24 protein-coding genes and 1 pseudogene are annotated in these 23,264 nt (G+C 70.7%); 8 read left to right on the forward strand and 17 right to left on the reverse strand.

Annotated features, from left to right (window positions below; genetic code table 11):
- Nucleotides 1-10 precede the first annotated feature (10 nt).
- From ACFYRY_RS02625 to ACFYRY_RS02635, 3 genes and pseudogenes are all read left to right on the forward strand, one after another.
- Nucleotides 11-409 (forward strand): nuclear transport factor 2 family protein, encoded by a 399-nt coding sequence (locus ACFYRY_RS02625; protein WP_389139241.1) that lies wholly within the window; start codon nucleotides 11-13, stop codon nucleotides 407-409.
- A 405-nt stretch (nucleotides 410-814) separates the two neighbouring features.
- The gene (rho, locus tag ACFYRY_RS02630) at nucleotides 815-1,996 is read left to right on the forward strand and encodes a transcription termination factor Rho (RefSeq protein ID WP_389139242.1); all 1,182 of its coding nucleotides are present in this window, start codon (nucleotides 815-817) and stop codon (nucleotides 1,994-1,996) included.
- A 325-nt stretch (nucleotides 1,997-2,321) separates the two neighbouring features.
- Nucleotides 2,322-2,954, forward strand: a pseudogene (locus ACFYRY_RS02635) (D-alanyl-D-alanine carboxypeptidase family protein); the annotation flags it as partial.
- Nucleotides 2,955-3,013: 59 nt separating this feature from the next.
- Here the strand turns inward: ACFYRY_RS02635 and ACFYRY_RS02640 are convergent.
- Both ACFYRY_RS02640 and mptB read right to left on the reverse strand, forming a co-directional pair.
- Nucleotides 3,014-4,405 (reverse strand): glycosyltransferase 87 family protein, encoded by a 1,392-nt coding sequence (locus ACFYRY_RS02640; protein ID WP_389139244.1) that lies wholly within the window; start codon nucleotides 4,403-4,405, stop codon nucleotides 3,014-3,016.
- A complete protein-coding gene (gene mptB / locus ACFYRY_RS02645; protein WP_389139246.1) occupies nucleotides 4,402-5,796 on the reverse strand; it encodes a polyprenol phosphomannose-dependent alpha 1,6 mannosyltransferase MptB in 1,395 nt (464 codons plus the stop codon). Before mptB ends, ACFYRY_RS02640 begins: the two co-directional genes overlap by 4 nt.
- Nucleotides 5,797-5,962: 166 nt before the next feature.
- Between mptB and ACFYRY_RS02650 the strand changes: the two genes are divergently transcribed.
- On the forward strand, nucleotides 5,963-6,727 hold the full coding sequence (locus ACFYRY_RS02650) for an alpha/beta fold hydrolase (RefSeq protein ID WP_389139247.1): 765 nt from the start codon (nucleotides 5,963-5,965) through the stop codon (nucleotides 6,725-6,727).
- Between the two features lie 9 nt (nucleotides 6,728-6,736).
- Here ACFYRY_RS02650 and ACFYRY_RS02655 read toward each other — a convergent pair whose 3' ends face one another.
- The 11 genes from ACFYRY_RS02655 to ACFYRY_RS02705 form a co-directional block, all read right to left on the reverse strand.
- Nucleotides 6,737-7,669 carry a glutaminase gene (locus tag ACFYRY_RS02655; RefSeq protein WP_389139249.1) on the reverse strand — a complete coding sequence of 311 codons (933 nt, stop codon included), beginning with the start codon at nucleotides 7,667-7,669 and terminating at the stop codon, nucleotides 6,737-6,739.
- A 37-nt stretch (nucleotides 7,670-7,706) separates the two neighbouring features.
- Nucleotides 7,707-9,119, reverse strand: a complete 1,413-nt coding sequence (gene aspA, locus ACFYRY_RS02660) for an aspartate ammonia-lyase (protein WP_389139251.1) — start codon at nucleotides 9,117-9,119, stop codon at nucleotides 7,707-7,709.
- A gap of 157 nt (nucleotides 9,120-9,276) precedes the next feature.
- On the reverse strand, nucleotides 9,277-10,293 hold the full coding sequence (locus ACFYRY_RS02665) for an asparaginase (protein ID WP_389139252.1): 1,017 nt from the start codon (nucleotides 10,291-10,293) through the stop codon (nucleotides 9,277-9,279).
- 32 nt (nucleotides 10,294-10,325) lie between these two features.
- Nucleotides 10,326-11,765: an amino acid permease gene (locus tag ACFYRY_RS02670; RefSeq protein WP_389139254.1), complete on the reverse strand. Its 1,440-nt coding sequence runs from the start codon at nucleotides 11,763-11,765 to the stop codon at nucleotides 10,326-10,328.
- Nucleotides 11,762-12,439, reverse strand: coding sequence for a FadR/GntR family transcriptional regulator (locus ACFYRY_RS02675; protein ID WP_389141028.1), 678 nt, complete (start codon nucleotides 12,437-12,439; stop codon nucleotides 11,762-11,764). Before ACFYRY_RS02675 ends, ACFYRY_RS02670 begins: the two co-directional genes overlap by 4 nt.
- Before the next feature lie 165 nt (nucleotides 12,440-12,604).
- The gene (locus ACFYRY_RS02680; RefSeq protein WP_389139256.1) at nucleotides 12,605-13,441 is read right to left on the reverse strand and encodes an undecaprenyl-diphosphate phosphatase; all 837 of its coding nucleotides are present in this window, start codon (nucleotides 13,439-13,441) and stop codon (nucleotides 12,605-12,607) included.
- Between the two features lie 92 nt (nucleotides 13,442-13,533).
- Entirely contained in the window at nucleotides 13,534-13,908 is a 375-nt protein-coding gene (gene crcB / locus ACFYRY_RS02685) for a fluoride efflux transporter CrcB (protein ID WP_389139258.1), read from the reverse strand.
- The gene (locus ACFYRY_RS02690) at nucleotides 13,905-14,285 is read right to left on the reverse strand and encodes a DUF190 domain-containing protein (RefSeq protein ID WP_389139260.1); all 381 of its coding nucleotides are present in this window, start codon (nucleotides 14,283-14,285) and stop codon (nucleotides 13,905-13,907) included. Before ACFYRY_RS02690 ends, crcB (ACFYRY_RS02685) begins: the two co-directional genes overlap by 4 nt.
- A complete protein-coding gene (gene crcB / locus ACFYRY_RS02695; RefSeq protein WP_389139262.1) occupies nucleotides 14,282-14,743 on the reverse strand; it encodes a fluoride efflux transporter CrcB in 462 nt (153 codons plus the stop codon). Before crcB (ACFYRY_RS02695) ends, ACFYRY_RS02690 begins: the two co-directional genes overlap by 4 nt.
- Nucleotides 14,744-14,908: 165 nt before the next feature.
- A complete protein-coding gene (locus tag ACFYRY_RS02700; protein WP_389139264.1) occupies nucleotides 14,909-15,871 on the reverse strand; it encodes an SMP-30/gluconolactonase/LRE family protein in 963 nt (320 codons plus the stop codon).
- A gap of 61 nt (nucleotides 15,872-15,932) precedes the next feature.
- Nucleotides 15,933-16,220, reverse strand: coding sequence for an ArsR family transcriptional regulator (locus ACFYRY_RS02705; RefSeq protein WP_389139266.1), 288 nt, complete (start codon nucleotides 16,218-16,220; stop codon nucleotides 15,933-15,935).
- A gap of 317 nt (nucleotides 16,221-16,537) precedes the next feature.
- On the opposite strand from ACFYRY_RS02705, the gene ACFYRY_RS02710 reads away from it, so the two are divergent.
- Complete coding sequence (locus ACFYRY_RS02710) at nucleotides 16,538-16,888, forward strand: VOC family protein (protein ID WP_389139268.1); 351 nt, start codon at nucleotides 16,538-16,540, stop codon at nucleotides 16,886-16,888.
- 155 nt (nucleotides 16,889-17,043) lie between these two features.
- Nucleotides 17,044-17,460, forward strand: coding sequence for a MarR family winged helix-turn-helix transcriptional regulator (locus ACFYRY_RS02715; RefSeq protein WP_389139269.1), 417 nt, complete (start codon nucleotides 17,044-17,046; stop codon nucleotides 17,458-17,460).
- A gap of 74 nt (nucleotides 17,461-17,534) precedes the next feature.
- Here ACFYRY_RS02715 and ACFYRY_RS02720 read toward each other — a convergent pair whose 3' ends face one another.
- Together ACFYRY_RS02720 and ACFYRY_RS02725 are read right to left on the reverse strand one after the other, a co-directional pair.
- Entirely contained in the window at nucleotides 17,535-17,984 is a 450-nt protein-coding gene (locus tag ACFYRY_RS02720) for an SRPBCC domain-containing protein (RefSeq protein WP_389139271.1), read from the reverse strand.
- A 102-nt stretch (nucleotides 17,985-18,086) separates the two neighbouring features.
- Complete coding sequence (locus tag ACFYRY_RS02725) at nucleotides 18,087-18,488, reverse strand: SseB family protein (RefSeq protein WP_356774539.1); 402 nt, start codon at nucleotides 18,486-18,488, stop codon at nucleotides 18,087-18,089.
- 307 nt (nucleotides 18,489-18,795) lie between these two features.
- Between ACFYRY_RS02725 and ACFYRY_RS02730 the strand changes: the two genes are divergently transcribed.
- Complete coding sequence (locus ACFYRY_RS02730; protein ID WP_389139272.1) at nucleotides 18,796-20,256, forward strand: glyceraldehyde-3-phosphate dehydrogenase; 1,461 nt, start codon at nucleotides 18,796-18,798, stop codon at nucleotides 20,254-20,256.
- A 99-nt stretch (nucleotides 20,257-20,355) separates the two neighbouring features.
- Here ACFYRY_RS02730 and ACFYRY_RS02735 read toward each other — a convergent pair whose 3' ends face one another.
- Entirely contained in the window at nucleotides 20,356-21,303 is a 948-nt protein-coding gene (locus ACFYRY_RS02735; RefSeq protein ID WP_389139273.1) for a zinc-binding alcohol dehydrogenase family protein, read from the reverse strand.
- 105 nt (nucleotides 21,304-21,408) lie between these two features.
- Nucleotides 21,409-22,581 (reverse strand): epoxide hydrolase family protein, encoded by a 1,173-nt coding sequence (locus ACFYRY_RS02740; RefSeq protein WP_389139275.1) that lies wholly within the window; start codon nucleotides 22,579-22,581, stop codon nucleotides 21,409-21,411.
- Between the two features lie 103 nt (nucleotides 22,582-22,684).
- Between ACFYRY_RS02740 and ACFYRY_RS02745 the strand changes: the two genes are divergently transcribed.
- The gene (locus ACFYRY_RS02745) at nucleotides 22,685-23,260 is read left to right on the forward strand and encodes a CGNR zinc finger domain-containing protein (protein ID WP_389139276.1); all 576 of its coding nucleotides are present in this window, start codon (nucleotides 22,685-22,687) and stop codon (nucleotides 23,258-23,260) included.
- Nucleotides 23,261-23,264: the final 4 nt, after the last annotated feature.

Here is a 23,264-nt window from a genome sequence, read left to right on the forward strand (position 1 = left end):
GGAGGTTTCGGTGCGCGCATTCCGCGAGGCGATCGAGGCGGGCGACCTCGATGCCGCCGAGGCACTGTTGGCCGAGAACGTGGTCTTCACCAGTCCCGTCGTGTTCAAGCCCTACGTCGGCAAGGCCATCACCGCGGCGATCCTGCGCGGTGTCGCACGGGTCTTCGCAGACTTCCGCTATGTGCGGGAGCTGAGCGGCCCGGACGGCCGCGACCACGCGTTGGTCTTCACGGCGACGGTGGACGGGCGAGAGCTCGACGGCTGCGACTTCATCCACCTCGACGAGAACGGCCTGATCGACGAGTTCACGGTCATGGTCCGACCGCTGTCGGGGGCCCAGGCCCTGTCCGCGGCCATGGGCGCCCAGTTCGAGCAGATCACCGAGGCGGCACGGGCGCGGCTCGGCTGAGTCGCCCAACCGCACTGCCCTGACGGCCCGTTGTACATCTCCGATTTCCCTCCAGGGCTCAACTCGCCGGGGTCGAACCCCGCCCCCGGCGAGGCACCCGGACCGCTGCCGACCGCGCTTCCGTGCTCCCCGCGGTACGGCCTGCCGTCCGCCCACTGAGCGCCATCTCACAGACGTAGCCGCGAATCGCGTGCTACGGTACCGCTAGCACTTGTGTACGCCCGTTGTCCGGGCGCCGGTGCCAGTTCTCCTCAGACAGTCGAACGGCCCGCCGATTCTCCGGTCGCCACATCGACTTCTCCACACCACCTCGTCGAGGCCCCACAGCCGTACCCGAGGTGCTGTTCTCCACCGCCGAGGCGTGTTCTCCATCCGCCTCCCTCGCGGTATCGCCCCTTCCTTCGCATGCCTCATGCACCTCCGTCCGTGAAAGGACCACCCCTCATGACCACCACACTCGAACACCCTCCCGCGGAGCGGCAGCTCCCGGCCCGGGTCGCCACCGGCGTCCTCGACATCGACGCGAACGGGAAGGGGCACCTGCGGTCCCCGGACCTGCTGCCCTCGCCCACCGACCTCCAGGTACCTCCCCCGCTGATCCGCCGGTACGGCCTGCGCAAGGGGGACCTCGTCGACGGCGTACGCGGCACCCAGCGCGCCCTGACCGAGGTCGCCCGGGTCAACGGGCGTACGCCCGACGAGCAGCGCGGCCGCCGCCACTTCCGTGACCTGACTCCGCTGCACCCCCGCGAGCGGCTCCGCCTCGAACACCCGGCGGCCGGGCTGACCGGTCGCGTCGCCGACCTGCTCGCCCCCGTCGGCAAGGGCCAGCGCGGGCTCGTCGTGGCGCCGCCCAAGACCGGCAAGACGGTCCTGCTCCAGCAGATCGCGGCCGCCGTGGCCGGCAACCACCCCGAGGCCCGGCTGATGGTGGTGCTGCTCGACGAACGACCCGAGGAAGTCACCGACATGCGGCGCTGCGTGCGCGGCGAGGTGTACGCCTCGACCTTCGACAAGGCGCCCAAGCAGCACATCGCCCTCGCCGAGCTGGTGATCGAGCGGGCCAAGCGGCTCGTCGAGGCGGGCGAGGACGTCGTCATCCTCCTCGACTCCCTCACCCGGCTGTGCAGGGCCCACAACAACGCGGCCGCCGCCGGTGGCCGCACCCTCAGCGGCGGCGTCGACGCGACCGCGCTCATCGGCCCCAAACGGTTCTTCGGCGCCGCCCGGCTGGCCGAGGAGGGCGGATCCCTCACCATCCTCGCCACCGCCCTGGTGGAGACCGGCTCCCGCGCCGACGACTTCTACTTCGAGGAGCTCAAGAGCACCGGCAACATGGAGCTGCGCCTCAGCCGTGACCTCGCCTCGCGTCGTGTCTTCCCGGCCGTCGACATCAACCCGTCCGGCACCCGCCGCGAGGAACTCCTCCTGTCCCCCGCCGAGTTGGCGACCGTGGGAGGCCTGCGCCGCGCCCTGCAGAGCCGCGACGGCCAGACCACCCTGGAGACCCTGCTGGAGCGGATGCGCGAGACCCCGGACAACGCGACGTTCCTGCGCAGGATCCAGCCGACCCTGCCGAACGGCTGACCATCCTGCCGAACGGCTGACCATGACGTGACGTCGCGTCGGTGTGCGGCATCCGGGTGCTCGCAGGCACCGCTCGGCCTGGCAGCGCCGGGTTCGGCGGGCGCATTCCTACGTTGGCAGTATGACGATCGCATTTACTTTCCGGACTCCTGTGTCCGCCTGCGCGATCTGCGTGGCGGGCCTGCTCGCGCTCGCGCCCGCCGCCGCGGCGACTCGCGGCGGCGCGAGTCCCGGCGCACCGGACGGCTCGCGCGCCGCGGCCCCGCCGCCCGCCCTGCTGTACCGCGCCGGCACCCATGTCCGGAGGCACGCCGGAGCCCCGAGGATGCCGAACGTCTCCGCGCTGGCGTGGCTGGTCGCCGACGTCCACACCGGCGAGGTGCTCGCCGCGCACGACGCGCACCGCGGGCTGCCGCCCGCCAGCACCCTGAAGACCCTGTTCGCGCTCACCGTGCTGCCGTCCCTCCCGCGCGACCAGCGGCACACGGTCCGCGCGCGGGAGCTGGCCGGGATCGGAGCCGGCAGCAGCCTGGTCGGGGTCGCCGCGGGGCACACCTACCGGGTGTCCGACCTGTGGCGCGGGGTCTTCCTCGACTCGGGCAACGACGCCGTGCACGTGCTGGCCGAGCTGAGCGGCGGCTGGCGTTCCGCGGCCGCCCGGATGCGGGCCACGGCCCGCGCCCTCGGGGCCCGTGACACCTGGGTGGTGTCGCCGGACGGGTACGACGCGCCGGGCCAGGTGTCCTCGGCGTACGACCTCGCCGTCTTCGGCCGGGCGGGGCTGCACGATCCGGATTTCGCGTGGTACTGCGGCACAGCCACGGCCCTTTTCCCGGCCGGTGGCGGACGGTCGTACCCGATCCGCAACACCAACCGGCTGCTGAGCGGCGCGGACGGGGTACGGCCGTACCGGGGGATCATCGGCGTCAAGAACGGCTACACCAGCCACGCCGGCAACACGCTCGTCGCCGCCGCCCGCCGCGGCGGGCGCACGCTGGTCGTGACGGTGCTGAACCCTCAGTCGGGCGGGCGCTTCGCCGTGTACGAGGAGGCCCGGGCGCTGCTCGACTGGGGTTTCACGGCCGCCGGACGGGTCGACCCGGTGGGCTCGCTCGACGCGCTCCGGGCGCGACCTCGCCCAGGGCCCACAGCGCTGCCCACCACCGCGCTGCCAGCCGCCGCCCCACCGGCCGGGGAGGGCGGAGCCGGATGGCCGGACAGGATGGCGATCGCGGGTGCCGTCGCCCTCGGTGTCGGTGCCGTCGTCCTGGTGCTGCGACTCGCGCTCGGCCGGACGGAGCGGAGCTGACCGACCGGGAGCCACAGCAGCAGTCCGAGCGTGATCCACGTGTAGGCGTTGCTGCCGAGGAACCCGTCGATGCCGGACGCGTCGTCGAACCACAGCCAGACCACGCTGGTGCACAGCACCGCGTACAGTGCGCCCGCGACCCGCGGGTGCCCGGCGCGGACCAGGACCACGAAGGACGGCAGCAGCCAGACCAGGTGGTGCACCCAGGTGATCGGGCTGACCAGGCACGCGGTGAGGCCGGTGAGCGCGAACGCCGTCGGCCACTCCCCCGCCGCCACCGCGCGCCGACTCCGGCTCGCCCACACGCACAGCACCAGCAGCACCGCCACCGCCCACACCGCGCGGTCCGTTACCCCGAGCCGGGCCAGGATCCCTTGCAGGGACTGGTTGGAGACGTAGTCCAGGCGGCCCACCCGGGTCGTGTCCCACATCGCGTCCGTCCAGTAGTAGCGGGAGGCGTCCGGGGCCACGCAGGCGGCGAACGCGGTCGCCGCGACGGCGACGGCCGTGGCCCGGGCTGCTTCCCGTCGCCGGCCGGCGAGCAGCAGCAGGACGATGAAGAGCGCGGGCGTCAGCTTGATCGCGGCGGCGAGACCGGTCCCGACCCCGGCCCACCGTCGCCGACCGGTGGCCAGCAGCCCGGAGTCGGTCAGCACGAGGGCCAGCAGCAGCAGGTTGACCTGGCCGAAACTGATGGTGTCGCGCAGCGGTTCGAAGAGCGCGAGCAGACAGGCGCCCAGGGCGCAGCCGTACCAGCCGTAGCGCCGCCAGGCCGGTCCGACGAGGATCCGCAGCACCACGGCCAGGGCCGCCAGATTGAGCAGCAGGGCCACGGCGATCGCCGTGTGCAGGCCGAGCAGCGCCATCGGCAGCATGGCCACCGCGGCGAACGGCGGATAGGTGAAGCCGTACGGTGTCCCGGGCACCCGGTAGTCGTAGATCCGGCCGCCATGGTGGATCCAGTGGTCGATGGCCCCGTGGTACACGCGCAGGTCGAACCAGTCGCGCAGCAGCGGCACCGTCGCGGTGAACACGGTCACGGTGACGGCGAGGGCCAGCAGGAGCAGCAGCCGTCCGCGGTCGGTACGGGGCGCTGTCATGCCGTACGCCCCGGCGTAGGCGCCGGTTCCGCCTGGTGGGCCTGGAACAGGACGATCACGGCGAGCACTCCGCCCAACACCGCGAGGGCCAGTTGCCCGGTGTCGGCCGGGCCGCCACTGGGCAGAGCGGCGAGCGCGAGCACCCCCGTCACGGCGGCCACCCGGTGCCGTACCGAGGAGCTGGGGGCGGCCGCGGCGATGAGGAAGAGCCCCCACAGGGCGTACCAGGGGCGGATCGCGGGCCCGAAGGCGGCCACGGCCGCCAGACTCAGGCCCAGCGCGTACACCGGGCGAGGCCGCAGCCGCAGCCATATGACGAGGACCGAGACGACGGCGGCCACCATGCCCACGGCGTGCCAGACGGGGACGGCCAGGGGTGCCAGGTCGCTGCCGAGGCGTTCCAGCAGCGCACCCGTGGCGCGTCCGAGCAGGCTGGTCAGGGCCCAGTTCTGCGAGGAGACGGGCGTGTCGAGGGCGCGCAGCCAGCCGTACCCCGTGCCGGCGACCGTGGTCGCGGCGACCGTGGTGACGGTCGCCGCGACCACGGTCGTGACCACCGCCCTCGTCCGGTCGGCGCCCGCACGTACCTGGAGGACCACGACCGCGACAAGCCCGAGTGCGGCGGGTGCCTTGACCAGCGCGGCGAGGGTGACCAGGACGGCGCCCAGGACCGGCCACCGGCCCAGGGCCGCGACCAGGCCGAAGCCGAGCAGGCCGAGCATGATGGCGTCGTTGTGGGCGCCGGCGACCAGGTGCAGCAGGACCAGCGGGTTGAGGGCGCCGAGCCAGAGCGCGGCGGCCGGGTCGGCGCCGCTGTGCCGGGCCAGCCGGGGCAGCGCGGCCGCCATCAGCCCGACGCCGAGCAGCGCGACCAGCCGCATCCCGAAGAGACCGGCGGGGAGTTCGCCCCGGGTCAGACCGGACAGGGCGGAGGCCACACCGAGGAAGACCGGGCCGTACGGGGCCCCGGTGTGCCGCCACAGCGGGGAGACCTCGTCGGCGAGCGGACCGCCGAGCATGGCGGGCCCGTGCGCGTAGACGTCCATGTGCGCGTCGACCATGGCGCCCTGCGCGAGGTAGCTGTACACATCCCGGCTGAACAGCGGCGGCGCGAGCAGCAGCGGCGCCGCCCAGATCACCAGGACCGCCATCAGGGCGCGCGGGCTCGGCGGGTCGGATCCCCGGATCAGCCGCCCCAGCAGGACCCAGGCCGCGATCAGCAGGACGACGCCGAAGTACGCGCCGACCAGGCCGAACGCGGCGTGCGCGGAGGACGGGGCGAGCAGCTCCCGCACGGGCAGCGCTCCCGCGCTCTCGCCTCCCGCCGCGAGGAAGGCGGTTCCGAGCAGGCCGAGCACCTGGCAGCGGCGGAGATCGACGGGAAAAGCCAAGGCCAACACTCGGGAAGCGTGTCAACGCCGGATGGCCGGAAAGCGACCTGTTGCTCTCCTGGCGGGGGCCTGCGTGTGACGGACACGTGAGGCACCGATGAGTTCCGCACGTGGGGCCGGTCTCACTGGACACGACACGGACTCAGACAGAACGGATGTGGTTTCTGTGCCGAGCAGTACCGGTTACGCGAAGGTCAACGGCGTGGAGATGTACTACGAGGAGCACGGCGGCGCGGAGGGGAACAGGCGTCCCCTCGTGCTGCTGCACGGCGGTGCCCTCACCGTGGACCTCACGTTCGGGGCCGTCCTGCCCGCCCTGACCGACAATCGGCGCATCGTGGCTCCCGAGCTCCAGGGCCACGGGCACACAGCCGACACGGACCGCGAGATCACCTTGCGGAACCTGGCCTCGGACGTGGTGGGACTGCTCGACGACATCGGCATCGAGGAGGTGGACCTCCTCGGCTTCAGCCTCGGCGGACTGACCGCCCTGGAAGTCGCCGTACGGCACCCCGAACGCGTGGGGCGTCTCGTGCTCGCCTCCACGCACTACCACCAGGACGGCTATCACGACGAGGTCCGCACGCCCGACTACAACTCGCCACTCCTGCCGAGCCAGGCCGACTTCCAGGAGATGGCCGACGCCTACGCGGCGGTCGCGCCGGACCCCGGACACTTCATGGACTTCCTCGCCAAGTGCTCGACCGCCGCGCACGCCCCGCTGCCCTGGACCGCCGACGACCTGCGCGCACTGGACACGCCCACTCTGCTGGTCATCGGCGACACGGACTTCGTCCGCGTCGAGCACGCGGCCGAGATGCGGCGGCTGATCCCCCGGGCCCGGCTGGCCGTCCTGCCCGAGACCACACATATGACGCTCATGCGGCGGACGTCTGTGCTGCTGCCGCTGCTGGACGAGTTCCTCGACTGAGCCGCCGCCTCAGAAGATCGACACCCCGGTCAGCGTCGTGAATCGGTCGAGGGCCGCCACGCCCGCCACCGAGTTCCCCCGCTCGTCCAGTCCCGGGCTCCACACGCACAGCGTGCAGCGGCCCGGGACGACCGCGATGATGCCGCCGCCCACCCCGCTCTTGCCGGGCAGGCCGACGCGGTAGGCGAAGTCGCCCGCCGCGTCGTACGTCCCGCAGGTCAGCATCACCGCGTTGACCTGCTTGGCCTGGCTCTGGGTGAGCAGCCGGGTGCCGTCGGCGCGCAGACCGTGCCGGGCCAGGAACGTGGTGGCCAGAGCGAGGTCGGCGCAGGACGCGGTGATCGAGCACTGCCGGAAGTACTGGTCGAGCAGGACCGGGATCGGGTTGCCGATGTTGCCGTACGCCGCCATGAAGTGGGACAGCGCCGCGTTGCGGTCGCCGTGCGCGGACTCGGAGGCGGCTACCTCCAGGTCGAAGTCCAGGGCCGGGTTGCCGGACTCCGAACGCAGGAAGGCCCGCAGTTCGCCGGCCGCGTCCCCGGTACGGGTGTGGAGGCGGTCGGTGACGACGAGGGCGCCCGCGTTGATGAACGGGTTGCGGGGGATGCCGTTCTCGTACTCCAGCTGGACAAGGGAGTTGAAGGGGTTGCCGGAGGGCTCGCGGCCCACGTGCTCCCAGAGTTCGTCGCCCTCGCGTGCCAGGTCGAGCGCGAGGGTGAAGACCTTGGTGAGGGACTGCGCGGAGAACGGTTCCCGCCAGTCCCCCACGCCGTACACCGTGCCGTCCAGCTCCGCCACGGCCATGCCGAAGCTGCGCGGGTCGCGTGCCGCGAGCGCCGGTATGTAGTCGGCGGGACGGCCGACGCCGGGGGTCCGTTCGATCTCGGCGGCGATGCGCTCCAGGACCGGCTGGAAGGTCATGGACGAAGTCATGATCGCCATTGTGCCTCCGTGCCGGTCCTGGTGCTCCTTCCCGGGCTCAGGCCTGCGGTGCGCCACTGCCCGCGAGGATCTCCGGGCGCAGCAGGTCGGCGAGGGTCGCGGCCGGCAACAGTCCCTTCTCCAGGACGAGTTCGGCGACTCCGCGGCCGGTTGCCAGGGCCTCCTTGGCGATGTCGGTGGCGGCCGTGTACCCGATGTGCGGGTTGAGGGCGGTCACCAGGCCGATGGAGTTCTCCACGCTCGCGCGCAGCGCCTCGGTGTTGGCGGTGATGCCGTCCACGCAGCGTTCGGCGAGGGTGAGGCAGGCCGCGCGGAGGTGGGTGAGGGACTCCGACAGGGAGTGCAGGATGATCGGCTCGAAGGCGTTGAGCTGGAGCTGTCCGGCCTCGGCCGCCATCGTGATGGTGACGTCGTTGCCGATCACCTCGAAGGCGACCTGGTTGACGACCTCGGGGATGACCGGGTTGACCTTGCCGGGCATGATGCTCGAACCGGCCTGCACCGGCGGCAGGTTGATCTCGCCGAGCCCCGCGCGGGGACCGGACGACAGCAGGCGCAGGTCGTTGCAGCTCTTGGAGAGCTTGACCGCGATCCGCTTGAGCACGCCGGACATCTGGACGAACGCGCCGCAGTCCTGGGTGGCTTCGACCAGGTTGGCCGCGGTGACCAGCGGGAGTCCGGTGATCTCCGAAAGGTGGCGGCGGGCCGACTCGGCGTATCCGGCGGGCGCGTTCAGTCCCGTCCCGATCGCGGTGGCGCCCAGGTTGATCTCATGGATCAGCTCGACGGCCTCGGCGAGACGGCTGCGGTCCTCGTCGATCATGACGGCGTACGCGGAGAACTCCTGGCCGAGCGTCATCGGCACCGCGTCCTGCAGCTGGGTGCGGCCCATCTTGAGCACGTCATGGAACTCGACGGCCTTACGGGCGAACGCGTCCTCGAGGACGGACATCGCGTCGAGCAGTCCACGTACCGCGAAGACCGTCGCGATCTTCACGGCGGTCGGGTAGACGTCATTGGTCGACTGACCGAGGTTGACGTCCTCGTTGGGGTGCAGGTGCTCGTACTCCCCCTTGGCGTGGCCGAGCAGCTCCAACGCCCGGTTGGCGACGACCTCGTTGGCGTTCATGTTGGTCGAGGTGCCGGCGCCGCCCTGGATGACGTCGACGACGAACTGGTCGTGCAGCTTGCCGTCGCGTATCTCCCGGCAGGCCTCCACGATGGCGGCGGTCTTCCTCGGGCCCAGCAGCCCGAGCTCCTCGTTGGCCCGTGCGGCGGCCTCCTTGACGGCGGCGAGGGCGTCGATCAGGTGCGGGTAGGCGGAGATCGGGGTGCCGGTGATGGGGAAGTTCTCGGTGGCACGCAGGGTGTGGATGCCCCAGTACGCCTCGGCGGGGACGTGACGGTCGCCGAGCAGGTCGTGTTCGCTGCGGGTGGCGGCGGTGTTCATGAGGGTGCAGGTCCTCTTTCTGAGAGGGTGAGGGGCGCCGTGCTGACAGGCGCTCAGGCCAACGCCCCGAAGGGGCGCGGGGAACTGCGCGACCAGCCACAGCGCCGCCGCAGCCGGTCGAACACAGAATCCCTTACGTCGCTCTGCCGGTCTGCCGTCAGGCGCACGCGGAGAGCGTGACCGGGTCGAGTGCGCGCACCGGCCGCACACAGCCGACCGCTTCGCCGCCCCCGAGCAGCGGCTCCCCCGCGAACTCGGTGAGTGCCGCGGGATCGACGCCGGCCCGGGCCAGGGCGGCCGCGGCGACCGGGACACGCGCCCGGTTCGCCCCGTCGGCTATCTTCACGGCGACGGCACGGCCGTCCGGGAGCGCGGCGACCTGGACACCTTCGAAGCCGTCCTTGGCGAGAAGCCCCGGTACCGCCCGCATCAGCGCGGCGACGTCCCGGCCGGATCCGGACGCCATCTCGGCGTGCTCGCGCATCGCGTCGGCCACCCGCGCCTCCGGGGTGCCGGGAGCGGCCGTGGTGATCCGGGCGGCGGCCCGGGCCAGGCCGTGCAGCGAGACGGAGAACAGGGGCGCGCCGCAGCCGTCCACGGTCACCCGGGCGATGCGCTGTCCGGTGAGGTCCTCGACGATCTCGGCGATGGCCTGCTGGAGCGGGTGCCCGGGGTCGAGGTAGTCGTCCAGGGACCAGCCGTTCAGCTCGCAGACATACAGCATGGCCGCGTGCTTGCCGGAGCAGTTCTGGGCGAGCCGGGAGGGAAGTCGGCCCGCCCGGATCCAGTCGTCGCGGACGACCGGGTCGAAGGGCAGGTCGCGCACGTTGCGCAGATCGGCCTCCGAGAGCCCGGCGAGCTCCAGGATGCGGCGGCTGCCGGCCAGGTGGCGTTCCTCGCCGGAGTGGCTGGCGGCGGCGAGCGAGAGCAGCTCACCGTCGAGCGGGAGCCCGGCCCGGACCATGGCGACGGCCTGGAGGGGTTTGAGGGCGGAGCGTGGGTAGAAGGCGGCCTCCACGTCGCCGAGTTGGAACCGGACCCCGCCGTCGGTGTCGAGAACGACGACGGAGCCGTAGTGGATGCCCTCGACGACCCCGCCGCGTACCAGGTGGGCGACGGGAGCGTGGAGGGGCTCGCGGATCAGGGGTGCGTCCGCGACGGAACTGCTGTACATCACTGCCTGCTTCTCAGGGAGCGGCGCGCGGGTCACGCGCCGGTTCCGGTAGTGGACGTGCGTGCGACCCGGCGCCGGACGGCGAACCATCCGACGACCAGGGCCCCGATGATCAGCGGCAGACACAGCACGGTGGTGCGTCCGGCGCCGCCGTCGGCGTACATGAGGACCAGGACGGAGGCGAGGAACGCCAGCGTCACCACTTCGGTCCAGGGGGAACCCGGCAGCCGGTAGCCGGGGCGGGAGAGCTCGCCCTTCTGGGCCTTCTGCCAGAACACCAGGTGGCAGACCATGATCATGCCCCAGGTGGAGAGGATGCCGATCGCCGCGAAGTTCAGCACGATCTCGAAGGCGTCGGCGGGGACGACGAAGTTGAGGCCGACGCCGAGGACGCAGATGCCGCTGGTGAGCAGGATGCCGCCGTAGGGGACCTGGCTGCGGCTCATCACGCCCGTGAACTTGGGGGCCGAACCCGACATCGCCATGGAGCGCAGGATGCGGCCGGTGGAGTACAGGCCGGAGTTGAGCGAGGACATGGCCGCGGTGAGCACGACGAGGTTCATCACGCCGCCGGCCGCCGGGATGCCGATGTTGGACAGCACGGTCACGAAGGGGCTCTCGCCGGCCGTGTAGCGGTTCCACGGCAGCAGCATCGACAGCAGGACGACCGAGCCGACGTAGAACAGGCCGACCCGCCACATGATCGAGTTGATCGCCTTCGGCATGATCTTCTCGGGGTTCTCGGTCTCACCGGCCGTGACGCCGACCAGTTCGACGGAGGCGTAGGCGAAGACGACGCCCTGGATGATCAGCAGCATCGGCAGCAGTCCGCTGGGGAAGAGGCCGCCGTTGTCGGTGATCAGGGACGGGCCGGGGGTGGCGCCGTCCACCGGGTGCTGCGTGACCAGCAGGAAGATGCCGATACACATGAAGATCACGAGCGCGCTGACCTTGACGATGGCGAACCAGAACTCCAGTTCACCGAAGATCTTCACGGAGATCAGGTTCACGGTGAGGACCACGGCGAGCGCGATCAGCGCGATCACCCACTGCGGGATGTCGGAGAACATGCCCCAGTAGTGGGTGTAGGTGGCCACCGCGGTGATGTCGGCGATGCCGGTGGTCGCCCAGTTCAGGAAGTACATCCAGCCCGCGGTGAAGGCGCCCTTCTCACCCAGGAACTCGCGGGCGTACGACACGAAGGCGCCGGACGAGGGCCGGTACAGGACGAGTTCGCCGAGGGCGCGGACGACCAGGAAGGCGAAGATCCCGCAGACCGCGTAGGCGATGAACAGGGAGGGGCCGGCGTCGGCGAGGCGGCCGCCGGCACCGAGGAAGAGGCCGGTGCCGATGGCGCCGCCGATGGCGATCATGTTGACGTGCCGGGACTTCAGGGACTTGCTGTAGCCGGCGTCTCCGGCGTCTACATGTGCGGCCGCTGTGCGCGTCTCTTCTTTGAGGTACTCGCTCACGCCTCGGGTCCGCCTTCCGTGGGGATGTCCGTGCGCGGGGAGCGCACGATGTCGGTGAGGGTGGTTTCGACGCGGTCGAGATGGTGGGCCATGGCGTCCACCGCGTCGGTCTCGGAACCGTCCATCAGCGCTTCGACGATCGCCCGGTGCTCGCGATTGGACTGCTCGCGGCGCCCGCCCAGTTCGTTGAGGAACGCCGACTGACGCGCCAGTGCGTCGCGGATCTCCTCGATGACCCGGCGGAAGACCGGGTTCTGGGCGGCCTCCGCCACGCCGAGATGGAACAGCGTGTCCATCGCGACCCAGGCGGTGGTGTCGGTCTCCTGCTCCATCCGGTCCAGAAGGTGGGCCAGGTGGTCGAGGTTCTCCGCGCTGCGCCGGCGCGCCGCGTACCCGGCGACCGGGATCTCCACGTGGCGGCGCACCTCCAGCAGGTCGCTGGCCGCGTAGTCGCCGAAGGTGGGGTCTTCGACGGCGTTGGCGAGGACGAAGGTGCCCTTGCCGGTCTTGGACACGGTCAGCCCCATGGTCTGCAGGGCCCTCAGGGCCTCCCGCAGCACGGGCCGGGAGACCTCGAGGGTGCGGCACAGCTCCGCCTCGGAGGGGAGCTTGTCGCCGATCGCGTACTCACCGCGCTCGATGGCCGCGCGCAGGTGCCCGAGCACCGCTTCCATGGCGCTGACGCGCCGCGGGCCCTGACTTGCTGTCTGGCTGTCTGACAGGTTCACGGGAGTGAATACTCCGGGTGGCGAGAGGGTGCTGTCAAGGGATCCGGACGGGGAGATTCGTGGGGCGTGAAGGCCTTGAAGCGCTCTCACACCCCACCGCGCACGATGACGTCAGCTGCTCAGCGCTCCCGTGGCCAGCAGTCCGAAGAGCAGCACGCCGACCAGGATCCGGTAGATCACGAAGGCGTTGAAGGAGTGCTTGGCCACGAACTTCAGCAGCCAGGCGATCGACCCGTAGGCGACGACGAAGGAGACCGCGGTGCCGACCGCGAGCGGGGCGGCGCCCACCCCCGCCCCCAGCGCGTCCTTGAGTTCGTACAGGCCGGCGCCGGTCAGGGCGGGGATGCCGAGGAAGAACGAGAGCCTCGTCGCGGCCACCCGGTCCAGGTCGAGGATGAGCGCGGTGGACATGGTGGCGCCGGAGCGGGAGAAACCGGGGAAGAGCAGGGCGAGGATCTGGGAGGCGCCGACCAGCATGGCGTCCTTGAAGGAGGTGTCGTCCTCCCCGCGCTTGTGCCTGCCCATCTGGTCCGCCGCCCACATCACACCACTGCCGACGATCAGCGAGCCGGCCACCACCCACAGCGAGGCGAGCGGCCCCTCGATCAGCGGCTTGGCCGCCAGACCGACGACGACGATCGGGATGGTGGCGTAGATGACCCACCAGGCGAACTTGTAGTCGTGGTGGTAGCGCTCCTCAGGGTTCCTGAGCCCTCGGCCCCAGGCGGAGACGATCCGCACGATGTCCTTGAAGAAGTACACGAGCACGGCCGCGATCGCTCCGACCTGGATGACGGCCGAGAACCCGACGACGGCGTCATCGTCCACGGGGATGTTCATCAGCCCCTCGACGATCTTCAGATGGCCGGTGGAGGACACGGGCAGGAACTCGGTCACCCCCTCCACGGCTCCGAGGACGACAGCCTGACCGACGCTGATGACGCTCATGGGATCCAGTTCTTCTCGGGGAGGGCCAGTGCGGCGGGGACAGTCTTACTACACGCGGGCGAGAACCGCGCCGAGCCCGCACCGCCGAACCCCTACGCCCACACCGCCTGCGCCAGGCTCACTCCAGCGAAGGCCGCGCCCAGGCCCGCGACCACACTGGCGGCCGCGTTGGCGGCGGCGTAGAACCCGGATCCCGTCTCGGTCAGACGGAGGGTCTCGTACGAGAAGGTCGAGTACGTCGTCAGCGCCCCGCACAGGCCGGTTCCCAGGAGCAGTTGGAGGTGGGAACCGGCGGCTCCGGCGGCCGCCGCGCCGGTCAGCAGGCCGAGGATCAGACAGCCGGTGACATTGACCGCGAAGGTGCCCCAGGGGAAGACCGAGTCGTGCCGGGACTGCACGGCCCGGTCCGTGAGGTAGCGGAGCGGAGCGCCGACCATGGCGCCCACGACGACCAGCAGCCAGTTCACAACGACCTCTTACCTTTCGTGCCCGGATTGCCCTGTTCGTCCTTCCGGCCGGTGTATCGGATGACCTCGCAGTCGTCGAGGGTCACCAGTCCCTCGGTGACGAGTTCGTCGAGCTGCGGCAGGAAGGCCCGTACGCGCCCCTCGTCGTCGACGATCACCACGGCGACGGGCAGGTCCTCGCTCAGGGAGAGCAGGCGCGAGGTGTGGATCAGCGCGGAGGCGCCGAAGCCCTCGACGCCCCGGAAGACACTGGCGCCCGCGAGGCCCGCCGCATGGGCCCGGTGCACGATCTCGCTGTACAGGGGCTTGTGGTGCCAGGTGTCGTGCTCGCCGACGAAGACGGTCAGGCGCAGGGCGCGGCCGGTCAGCCTCGTCATGTCTGCCTCCACTTCAGGACGCGGCGGGCGGCCGCGACCGCGAGCCACACCGCCGTGAGCGCCGCGAGCAGGGTCGCGGCGAGGTACGCCAGCCCGGTGCGGGGGTGGCCCGAGTCGACCAGTTTCTGGATGTCGACGGCGTACGTCGAGAAGGTGGTGAAGCCGCCGAGGACACCGGTGCCGAAGAAGGGGCGGACCAGGCGGTGGGCGGCCCACACATCGGTGATGACCACCATGAACACGCCGATCACGGCACAGCCGACGACGTTGGTCCAGAAGGTCGCCCAGGGGAACGCACCGGGCTCGGCGGGCCACGCCAGGGTGAGTGCGTAGCGGGCCGTGGCGCCGAGGGCGCCGCCGAGCGCGACCACCGCGACGACGGGCGCCTGACCACGCCGGTCGGGTCGCCGTGGGGTGCGCGCGGCGGTGGGATGGCTCTCGGTCTCCGGGGCTGTCATGGTCGTGCGTCTCCTACTCGCCGGGGCCCGGGCAGCCGGGCACGCGCCTTCGCAAGTAGGGACCGTTGGCGGCGGCCTGCCGCGGTTCGGGTACGGCGGGCCCCACCGCCGCGCCGCGAGGGTGGTCGCGGCCGCTCAACAGCGTAACCCCGGGCTGAGCCGGGGTCATGTCGTGACCGGTGCCTCGCAGACCGCGACGCCGCGCTCCCACACGCTGCCCAGGACCAGGTGGTTCTCGCTCTCGCAGACGCTGGTGACCATGCGGAAGCCGGAACGACGTCGGGTGAGGTGGTGGACCACCCGGCCGTCGTCGTCGACCGCCAGGACGCCGATCGTGCCGGTGGGGCGGAACGGAGCGCGGACGGCCAGGTGTGCGGCGGCGCGGCGGACGGGTGGGGTGCCGCGGTGCAGGCTCTCCAGCGCGGGGATGCGGGGGCCGGCCAGTGACACCCAGACCGGGCCCTTGGGCCCGGACCGCCAGATGTTGTCGGGCATCCCCGGAAGGCTGTCGGTGAAGGGCTCGCCATGTCCCGCGCGCGGTCCGGTGAGCCAGTAGCGGGTCAGCCGGCAGGCGCCCGTCTCGGCGACGACCAGGAAGGACTCGTCGCCGCTCGGGGCCAGTCCGTTGGCGAACTGCAGTCCCTCCAGGAGGACCTCGGGCGTGTCACTGCCGGGGGCCAGCCGCAGCAGGCGGCCGGTGCCGGTGTGCTCGACGATGTCGCCGATCCACTGCCGCAGGGGGTAGCGGCGACTGGAGACGGTGAAGTACACGCTTCCGTCGGACAGGGCGACCGCGTTGCTGCAGAACCGCAGCGGCTCCCCCGCCACCGAGTCGGCGAGGACCCGTACGCCTCCGTTCGCGAGGTCGATCCGCAGCAGACCGCGTTCCGCGTCGCACACCAGCAGGGTGCCGTCCGGATGGAGTTCGAGGCCGAGCGGCCTGCCGCCGGTCTCGGCGAGCACCTCGACGCGGGGCGCGGCGGGCCCCGTCAGCCCGTCCAGGCGCAGGATGCGCCCGTCCTCCACCCCCGTCAGGACACGTCCGCGGGGGTCGGCCACCACGTCCTCGGGGCCGCGTCCGCCGACGTCGAGGTAGCGGCGGGGGACGAGAGCTGTAGGCCGGACCATGTGTGCTTCTCCCTGCTGTCGGAGGCGGCCGGCCGAGGGGGTACCCGTGCCGGGCCGGGGTCTACCAGCCCTTGTCGAACATGCGCGCCACTTCGGCGATCCGCATCTCGTCGCGCCGGTAGTGGGTGCGGTGCCGGACTCTTCGGGTGCGCAGCAGGCCGAGGTCGGCGAGGAGGCCGAGGTGCGTCTCGGCGACCGAGCGGCTCACGCCGAGTTTGCGGGCCACGGCGTCCGCGGTGACACCGTCCTCGACGGGGTCGCCGTGCCGCTGCGGCGGGAAGTGGGCGGCGGGGTCCTTCAGCCATTCGAGGATGTGCAGGCGCCTTTGGCCGGTGGGAGCCCTCAGCATCGTGTCCCCTCCGTCCTAGCCTTTGGCCTACCGCGTCGTCCCACTGTCCCGCAGCGCGAGCCGCCCTGTCCGGCGACAGGGCAAGCTTGTCCGGTACCGAACTCCCTTGCACCGCGCGTCGGTTCGCGAGCAGTTCGGCGCAGTCCCCGTCAAGGCATGCGGCAAGCCGATCATTCGACGAATCTCCGGCCGCCCGGGATCCGGGCGCGTGCGTACGGCAACCGGTCAGGATCGAAGAAGCGGCCGCCCACTCCCCGGCCTAGCGTGAGAGGCACCGACACCATCCGTCGGGTCCACTCGGTACGGAGGAGTACGCCATGACCGCAGGCCTCAAGACGATCATCTACCCCGTCAGGGACCTCGCCCTGGCGAAGCCCCTGTTCGCGGCCCTGCTGGGGGTGGAACCGTACGCCGACGAGTCGTATTACGTCGGGTTCCGCGACGCCGGGCAGGATGTCGGCCTCGACCCCAACGGACACGCGCGGGGCATGACCGGCCCAGTCCCCTACTGGCACGTGACCGACCTCAGAGAGACCCTCGCGGCGCTGCTGGCCGCCGGTGCGGAGCTGCTCCAGGACACCCAGGACGTCGGGGGCGGCAAGCTGATCGCCTCGGTGAAGGACCCGGACGGGAACCTGATCGGGTTGACGCAGGAGCCGCCCGCCTGAGGCCTCGGTTCTTGTCCATCTACCAGGCGCGCTCATCGTGTATGCATGCCTTGCGCATGCACGCGCTGCTCATCGCACTCCTTGCCGCACTCCTTGCCGCACTCCTTGCACATGCACTAGTTGCGCGCTCAATAAATGGCCGGATCGGTGCTACCGTGCTGATATGGCGGCCGAAAACGGTCGGAGTCGGGGTCGGGGTCGGGGGCGGCCTCGAGGAGCGGTGGCGGGACATCCTGTCCGTGCATGCCCGCACGATGTGCGAGATCGACCGCGTGCTGCACCCGCACGGGCTGGGCGCGAGCGACTTCGAGGTGCTCGACATCCTGGCCGCGGAGTCGCCCGAGGAGGGCGACCAGTGCCGGGTCCAGAACCTCGTCGGACGAGTGCATCTCAGCCAGAGCGCGCTGTCCCGGCTGATCGGCCGTCTGGAGAAGGACGGCCTGGTGGAACGCTCCGTCTGTGCGGAGGACCGGCGGGGCGTGTGGGTGGCCCTGACCCGCGCGGGCCGAGACCTGCACGCACGGGTGCGGCCGCTGCAGCGGGACGTGCTGGCCCGGATGCTGGGCTCGTAGGGCAACCACCCGGCCTGCCGAGGCGTTTTCCGGTGGGATCCCCGGTTGAACACTCGCCCGGGCGGCCCATGACCCTAGATGCTGCTTATCAGCGCCGCCAGCTTGTCGAGCCCCTGCGTCCAGCCCTCGTCGTGCAGAACTCGGCGCCGCTCAGTGGCGAAGTCGCCCTGATCGAGGACCAGCTCGACCGACGTATCGCCGATGTCCCGAAGCGACAGGGTCACCACTGTCTCCCGATCCTCAGGATCGGGATCCTCCCAGCGGAAGGTGTAGGAAAGGCGCTCCGGAGGGACGACCTCGAGGAATTCCCCCACCAGGTGGAAGGAAGCGCCTTCCGGCGGCTGCATCGCGATTCGGTAAGCACCTCCTGGCCGCACATCGCTGTCCACACTCGGGATGGTGAACCCCTCAGGGCCCCACCACTTGGCCAATTCCTGCGGCTCGGTCACAAGCCGGAATACGACCGGGCGCGGTGCGCGGAGGACACGTTGCAGATGCAGCCTCAAACCGCCGTCACGCGTCATCTCGAACCTCCTCCCTGAATGCCGAACGCGGTGCAGGGGCGAGGATCGGGCCCGCCGGGCCCGGCCGCCGCATAGGTGCGGCCGGACCCGATGCGGTCGTCGTCAGGGCCTGGCGAGCAGGGTGCGCACGCCTTCCGACGTGAGGGTCAGCGGGTGCGCGGAGCTGGCGTCGATGGTCAGGGACAGCTCGTCGGCCGGCCACTGTGCGGCCAGCGCGCCCAGCGGGACCATGCGGTAGCGGGAGACGTACGGGAGGAGCTCGGCCATCTCCGGTTCGGAGGTGAACACGGGCACCACCGGGGCCCCGTCCCGCTGCTCGAGGACGGGCAGCGCGACCGTGCTCGGGTCGCTGACCTCGTCCTGTCCGGCGTCGTCGGGCACGGGCACGAGCACCTCGCTGCTCGCGAGCGTGGCCAGCGCCGCCGTGTCCTCGGTGTTCTCGGCCAGCGCGTCCAGCGCCCGCCGGGCCGGTGTGACGGTGTTGTCGTACGCGGGTGTGTCCATGGCTGATCCCTAGATAGCGGAGGTCTTGCGGCCCGCCCGGCGCAAGATCGCCCCGGGCGCGGTTCTGGTCGCGTACCCGACGTTCACCAGCGCAATCCTCCGGGACGCGGGGGTTCAGGGGTTTCACATGGGTTTCACGGAACCCGGCGCAGGTCAGGGGGCGGCCTGGCCGGTTCGGGAGAAACCGGATTCGGGAGAAACGGGATGTGGTCCGGCGCCCTCCTCGGCGGCCATGGCCGCCCCGGCCGCGGAACGGTTCGGGCGGCGGTTTAGCATATGAGCGCCACCTAGCTCGAAAGAGATACTCGTGACTGTCAAGGACGACTCGTTCACCAACTGGAAGACTCGCGAGGAGATCGCGGAGTCGATGATCCCCCTCATCGGGAAGCTGCACCGCGAGCGGGACGTGACCGTCCTGCTGCACAGCCGCTCCCTGGTGAACAAGTCGGTCGTGAGCATCCTCAAGACCCACCGCTTCGCCCGTCAGATAGCCGGCGAGGAGCTGTCGGTCACCGAGACGCTGCCGTTCCTCCAGACGCTCGCCGCCCTGGATCTCGGCCCGTCCCAGATCGACATCGGCATGCTCGCCGCGACCTACCGGACCGACGGCCGCGGCCTTTCCGTGGCGGAGTTCACCGCCGAGGCGGTCGCCGGTGCCACCGGCGCGGACCGGGTCGAGCGCCGTGAGCCGCGCGACGTCGTCCTCTACGGTTTCGGCCGCATCGGCCGCCTCGTCGCCCGCCTGCTGATCGAGAAGACGGGCTCCGGCAACGGCCTGCGGCTGCGCGCCATCGTCGTGCGCGGCACCGGCGGCCGGGCCGCCGAGGACCTCGTCAAGCGGGCCTCGTTGCTGCGCCGCGACTCCATCCACGGCCAGTTCCAGGGCACGATCACCGTCGACGAGGCGAACAGCACCATCGTCGCCAACGGCAACGAGATCAGGGTGATCTACGCCGACGACCCGGCGGAGGTCGACTACACGGCGTACGGCATCAAGGACGCCATCCTCATCGACAACACCGGCAAGTGGCGGGACCGCGAGGGCCTGTCGGAGCACCTGCGTCCCGGCATCGACAAGGTCGTACTGACCGCGCCGGGCAAGGGCGACGTCCCGAACATCGTGCACGGCGTCAACCACGACACCATCAAGCCGGACGAGCGGATCCTGTCCTGCGCGTCCTGCACCACCAACGCGATCGTGCCGCCGCTGAAGGCGATGGCGGACGAGTACGGCGTCCTGCGGGGGCACGTGGAGACCGTGCACTCCTTCACGAACGACCAGAACCTGCTGGACAACTACCACAAGGCCGATCGCCGGGGCCGCTCCGCGCCGCTCAACATGGTCATCACCGAGACGGGTGCCGCCTCCGCCGTCGCCAAGGCACTGCCCGGCCTCGAGGCGCCGATCACCGGCAGCTCGATCCGGGTCCCGGTGCCGGACGTCTCCATCGCGATCCTCAGCCTGCGGCTCGGCCGCGAGACCACTCGCGAGGAGGTCCTCGACCACCTCCGCGAGGTCTCGCTGACCTCGCCGCTGAAGCGTCAGATCGACTTCACCACTGCCCCCGACGCGGTCTCCAGCGACTTCATCGGCTCCCGCCACGCCTCGATCGTCGACGCCGGCGCGACCAAGGTCGACGGCGACAACGCGATCCTCTACCTCTGGTACGACAACGAGTTCGGCTACTCCTGCCAGGTCATCCGCGTGGTCCAGCACGTCTCCGGTGTGGAGTACCCCACCTACCCGGCGCCGGTGCCGGCGGTCTGACTGTGGGGTTCGAGGCGGCCGGGCCGTCTTGAGCGCGCGTACGGCGTCGGCGAGGGTGTGCGCCTCGGCCGGCCCGCCGCCCCTCGTCTCACGGCTGTCTCACGGCACCAGGACGATTTTGCCCGTGGTGTGGCCGGTCATGATCTGCCGGTGGGCGGCGGCGGCTTCCCGCAGCGGGTAACTGTCGGCGATCAGGACACGCAGTCGCCCGGCCCCCGCCGCTTCGGTGAGCTGCAGGCGGGCCGCGGCGCGGATCTCCGTGCCGGGGTCCGCGCCGGGCGCGCCACCCAGGACCTTGATGCCGGCCTGGGCCCCGCGCTGGAACGCCGCGATGGTGGCGATACGGGCCGGGTCGGCAACGAGTTCCACCGAGACGTCGACCGCTTCGTCGGTGCCGATCAGGTCGGCTGCCGCGTCGACACCATCGGGCGCTGCCGCGCGTACGCGGTCGGCCAGACCGGGCCCGTACGCGACCGGAATCGCTCCGAGGTCGCGCAACAGGTCGTGTTTGGCCGGGCTCGCCGTCGCCAGGACAGTGGCACCGCGCGCGACAGCCAGCTGCACGGCTGTCAGGCCGACTCCTCCCGCGGCGCCGTGGATCAGCACCGTTTCGCCCTTGAGCGGGCCGATGGCTTCGAGAACGTGCACGGCGGTGACGCCGGTGAGCATCAGGCCCCCGGCCTGCTCCCAGGAAAGGGCGGCGGGTTTCGGCACCACTGACGAGGCCGGTACGACGAGTTCGGCGGCGTACGCGCCGGGCGCACGATAGGCGATCACCTCGTCACCGACCGCGATCGGACCCGCGGGGCCGGTCGCGTGGGCACCCACCATGGTCACCACCCCGGCCGCTTCGGCACCGAGACGCATCGGCAGGTTCGCGGGATCTGTGCCGAAGACGCCGCTGTACATCTTGTGGTCGAACGGGTTGACGCCGACGGCGCGGACCGCGATGCGCACCTGGCCGGGTCCGGGATCCGGGACCGTCTCGTCGATCACCGACAACACCTCGGGACCGCCGTAGGCACCTGCTACCACTGCTTCGCTCATGTCATAAGGCAACACGGTTCCGGACGGGTGCATTCCCCTCCGGACGTCGAGAGCGTCGTATTCCCGGCACCGCACCCCTGACCCAGAAATTGTCTGCCGCCGCGTTCACCTGTTGGCGGCCAGCACAGCCGCGAGGCCCTCCCGCAGATCTTTGACGAAATACTCGGGCACCTCCAGCGACGGGAAATGCCCCCCGGTTTCGGGTGACCTCCATCGGACGATCTGCCGGTACCGCTCCTGTGCCCAGGGGCGGGGGCACTTCTCGATGTCGCGGGGATACATGGTGATTGCCGACGGGACGTCGACCCGCAGGTCGGGGTCCAGCGAGTTGTGGCTTTCGTAGTAGATGCGAGCGGCCGAGGCGCCGGTCCGCGTCAGCCAATACAGGGTGACGTTGTCGAGAACGCGGTCCCTGGAAATCGTCTCGAACGGGCTGTCCTCGGTGTCCGACCACTCGGCGAACTTGTCGAGGATCCAGGCAAGAAGCCCGACCGGTGAGTCGACGAGCGAGTAGCCGATGGTCTGCGGTCGGGTCGCCTGCTGCTTCGCGTACGCCGCGCGGTGGTGCCAGAAATCATGGGTCTCCTCGGTCCACTCGCGCTCGGCCGCCGTCAGCCCGTCCGTTGTCAATCCGGGCGGTCCCTCCGCGAATGTCGTGTGGATGCCGAGGACGTGCGCCGGGAACCTGCCGCCGAGAACCGTGGTGATATTGCCTCCCCAGTCGCCGCCGTGGGCTACGAACTTGCCGTAGCCGAGCCTTCCCATCAGTTCCACCCAGGCGGCCGCGATCTTTTCGGTCCCCCACCCGGTGGCGGCCGGCTTGTCGCTGTAACCAAAGCCTGGCAGCGACGGGACCACGACGTGGAATGCCGGCGCGTCCGCGTCTTTTGGATCCGCGAGCTCGTCCACTACATCGATGAACTCAGCAATGCTGCCTGGCCAGCCGTGCGTCACGAGGAGAGGAGTGGCGTCCGCGCGCGCGGATCGGCGGTGCAGGAAGTGGATTCCCAGATCGTCAATGGTCGTTCGGAACTGGCCGATCCGGTCAAGGCGCTCTTCGAACGAGTGCCAGTTGTACCCGGTACGCCAGTAGTTCACGACTTCGACGAGGTCGGCGAGAGGAACGCCCTGTTCCCATCGGCGAGGGTCGGGCGCGGCGCGATGGACCGTCTCCGCCTCCGGTAGTCGCGCCGCGGCCAGTCGCGCGCGCAGATCGTCGAGGTCAGCGTCCGTTGCGTGGGCTTCCCACGCGTGCACGTCGCTGGTGGGACGGGACATGAGACCTCCTGGCCGTCGAGGAACCGGCTACGACCTATCGCGAACCGGCTAAGGCGGTTCTAGCAGCCCTTCGAGCCATGCCGCAACCTGCTAAGGTGGTTCCATGCGTGCTGGGTTCCCCGAGTTCCGCCTCGGCAAGGTGTTGGCGACCAGCTTCACGGGGACCCTGTCGGAGCGTCATGGCGCCTCTGTGGAGCGCATTCCCACGCCGCACCGACTCGTCGACTGGCTGGCGGTGAACGGCCTCGCTGTCGACTCCTGCACCACTTCCCAGCTCGACCTCGCTCGGGAACTGAGGGAGTCGATTCACGCCGCCGCGACAGCGGCCGCGATCCAGGACGCTCTGCCCGCGTCCGCTGTCCACGTCATCAATGACCGCAGCGTTCAGGGGCGGGCCGCGGCGATCCTGACGCCCGAGGGTGAGCGGCGATGGCAGCTCAGCTCGGCTTCCTGCGTGGAAGATGCCCTCAGCGTGATCGCCACCGACGCGATCAGCATCATCGCGGGCGAACGTGACGGAAAACTGGCCTTGTGCGCCTCACCGACCTGCCAGGCCGCCTTCTTCGACACCAGCCAGAGCCGCACCCGCAGATGGTGCGACATGAACACCTGCGGGAATCGTCAGAAGAAAGCGCGCTTCATCGCCAACCAGCGCAAGAACCCCAGATCAACGGAGTGATCGT

The sequence above is a fragment of the Streptomyces sp. NPDC005263 genome (assembly GCF_042872365.1).
Lineage (GTDB): Bacteria > Actinomycetota > Actinomycetes > Streptomycetales > Streptomycetaceae > Streptomyces.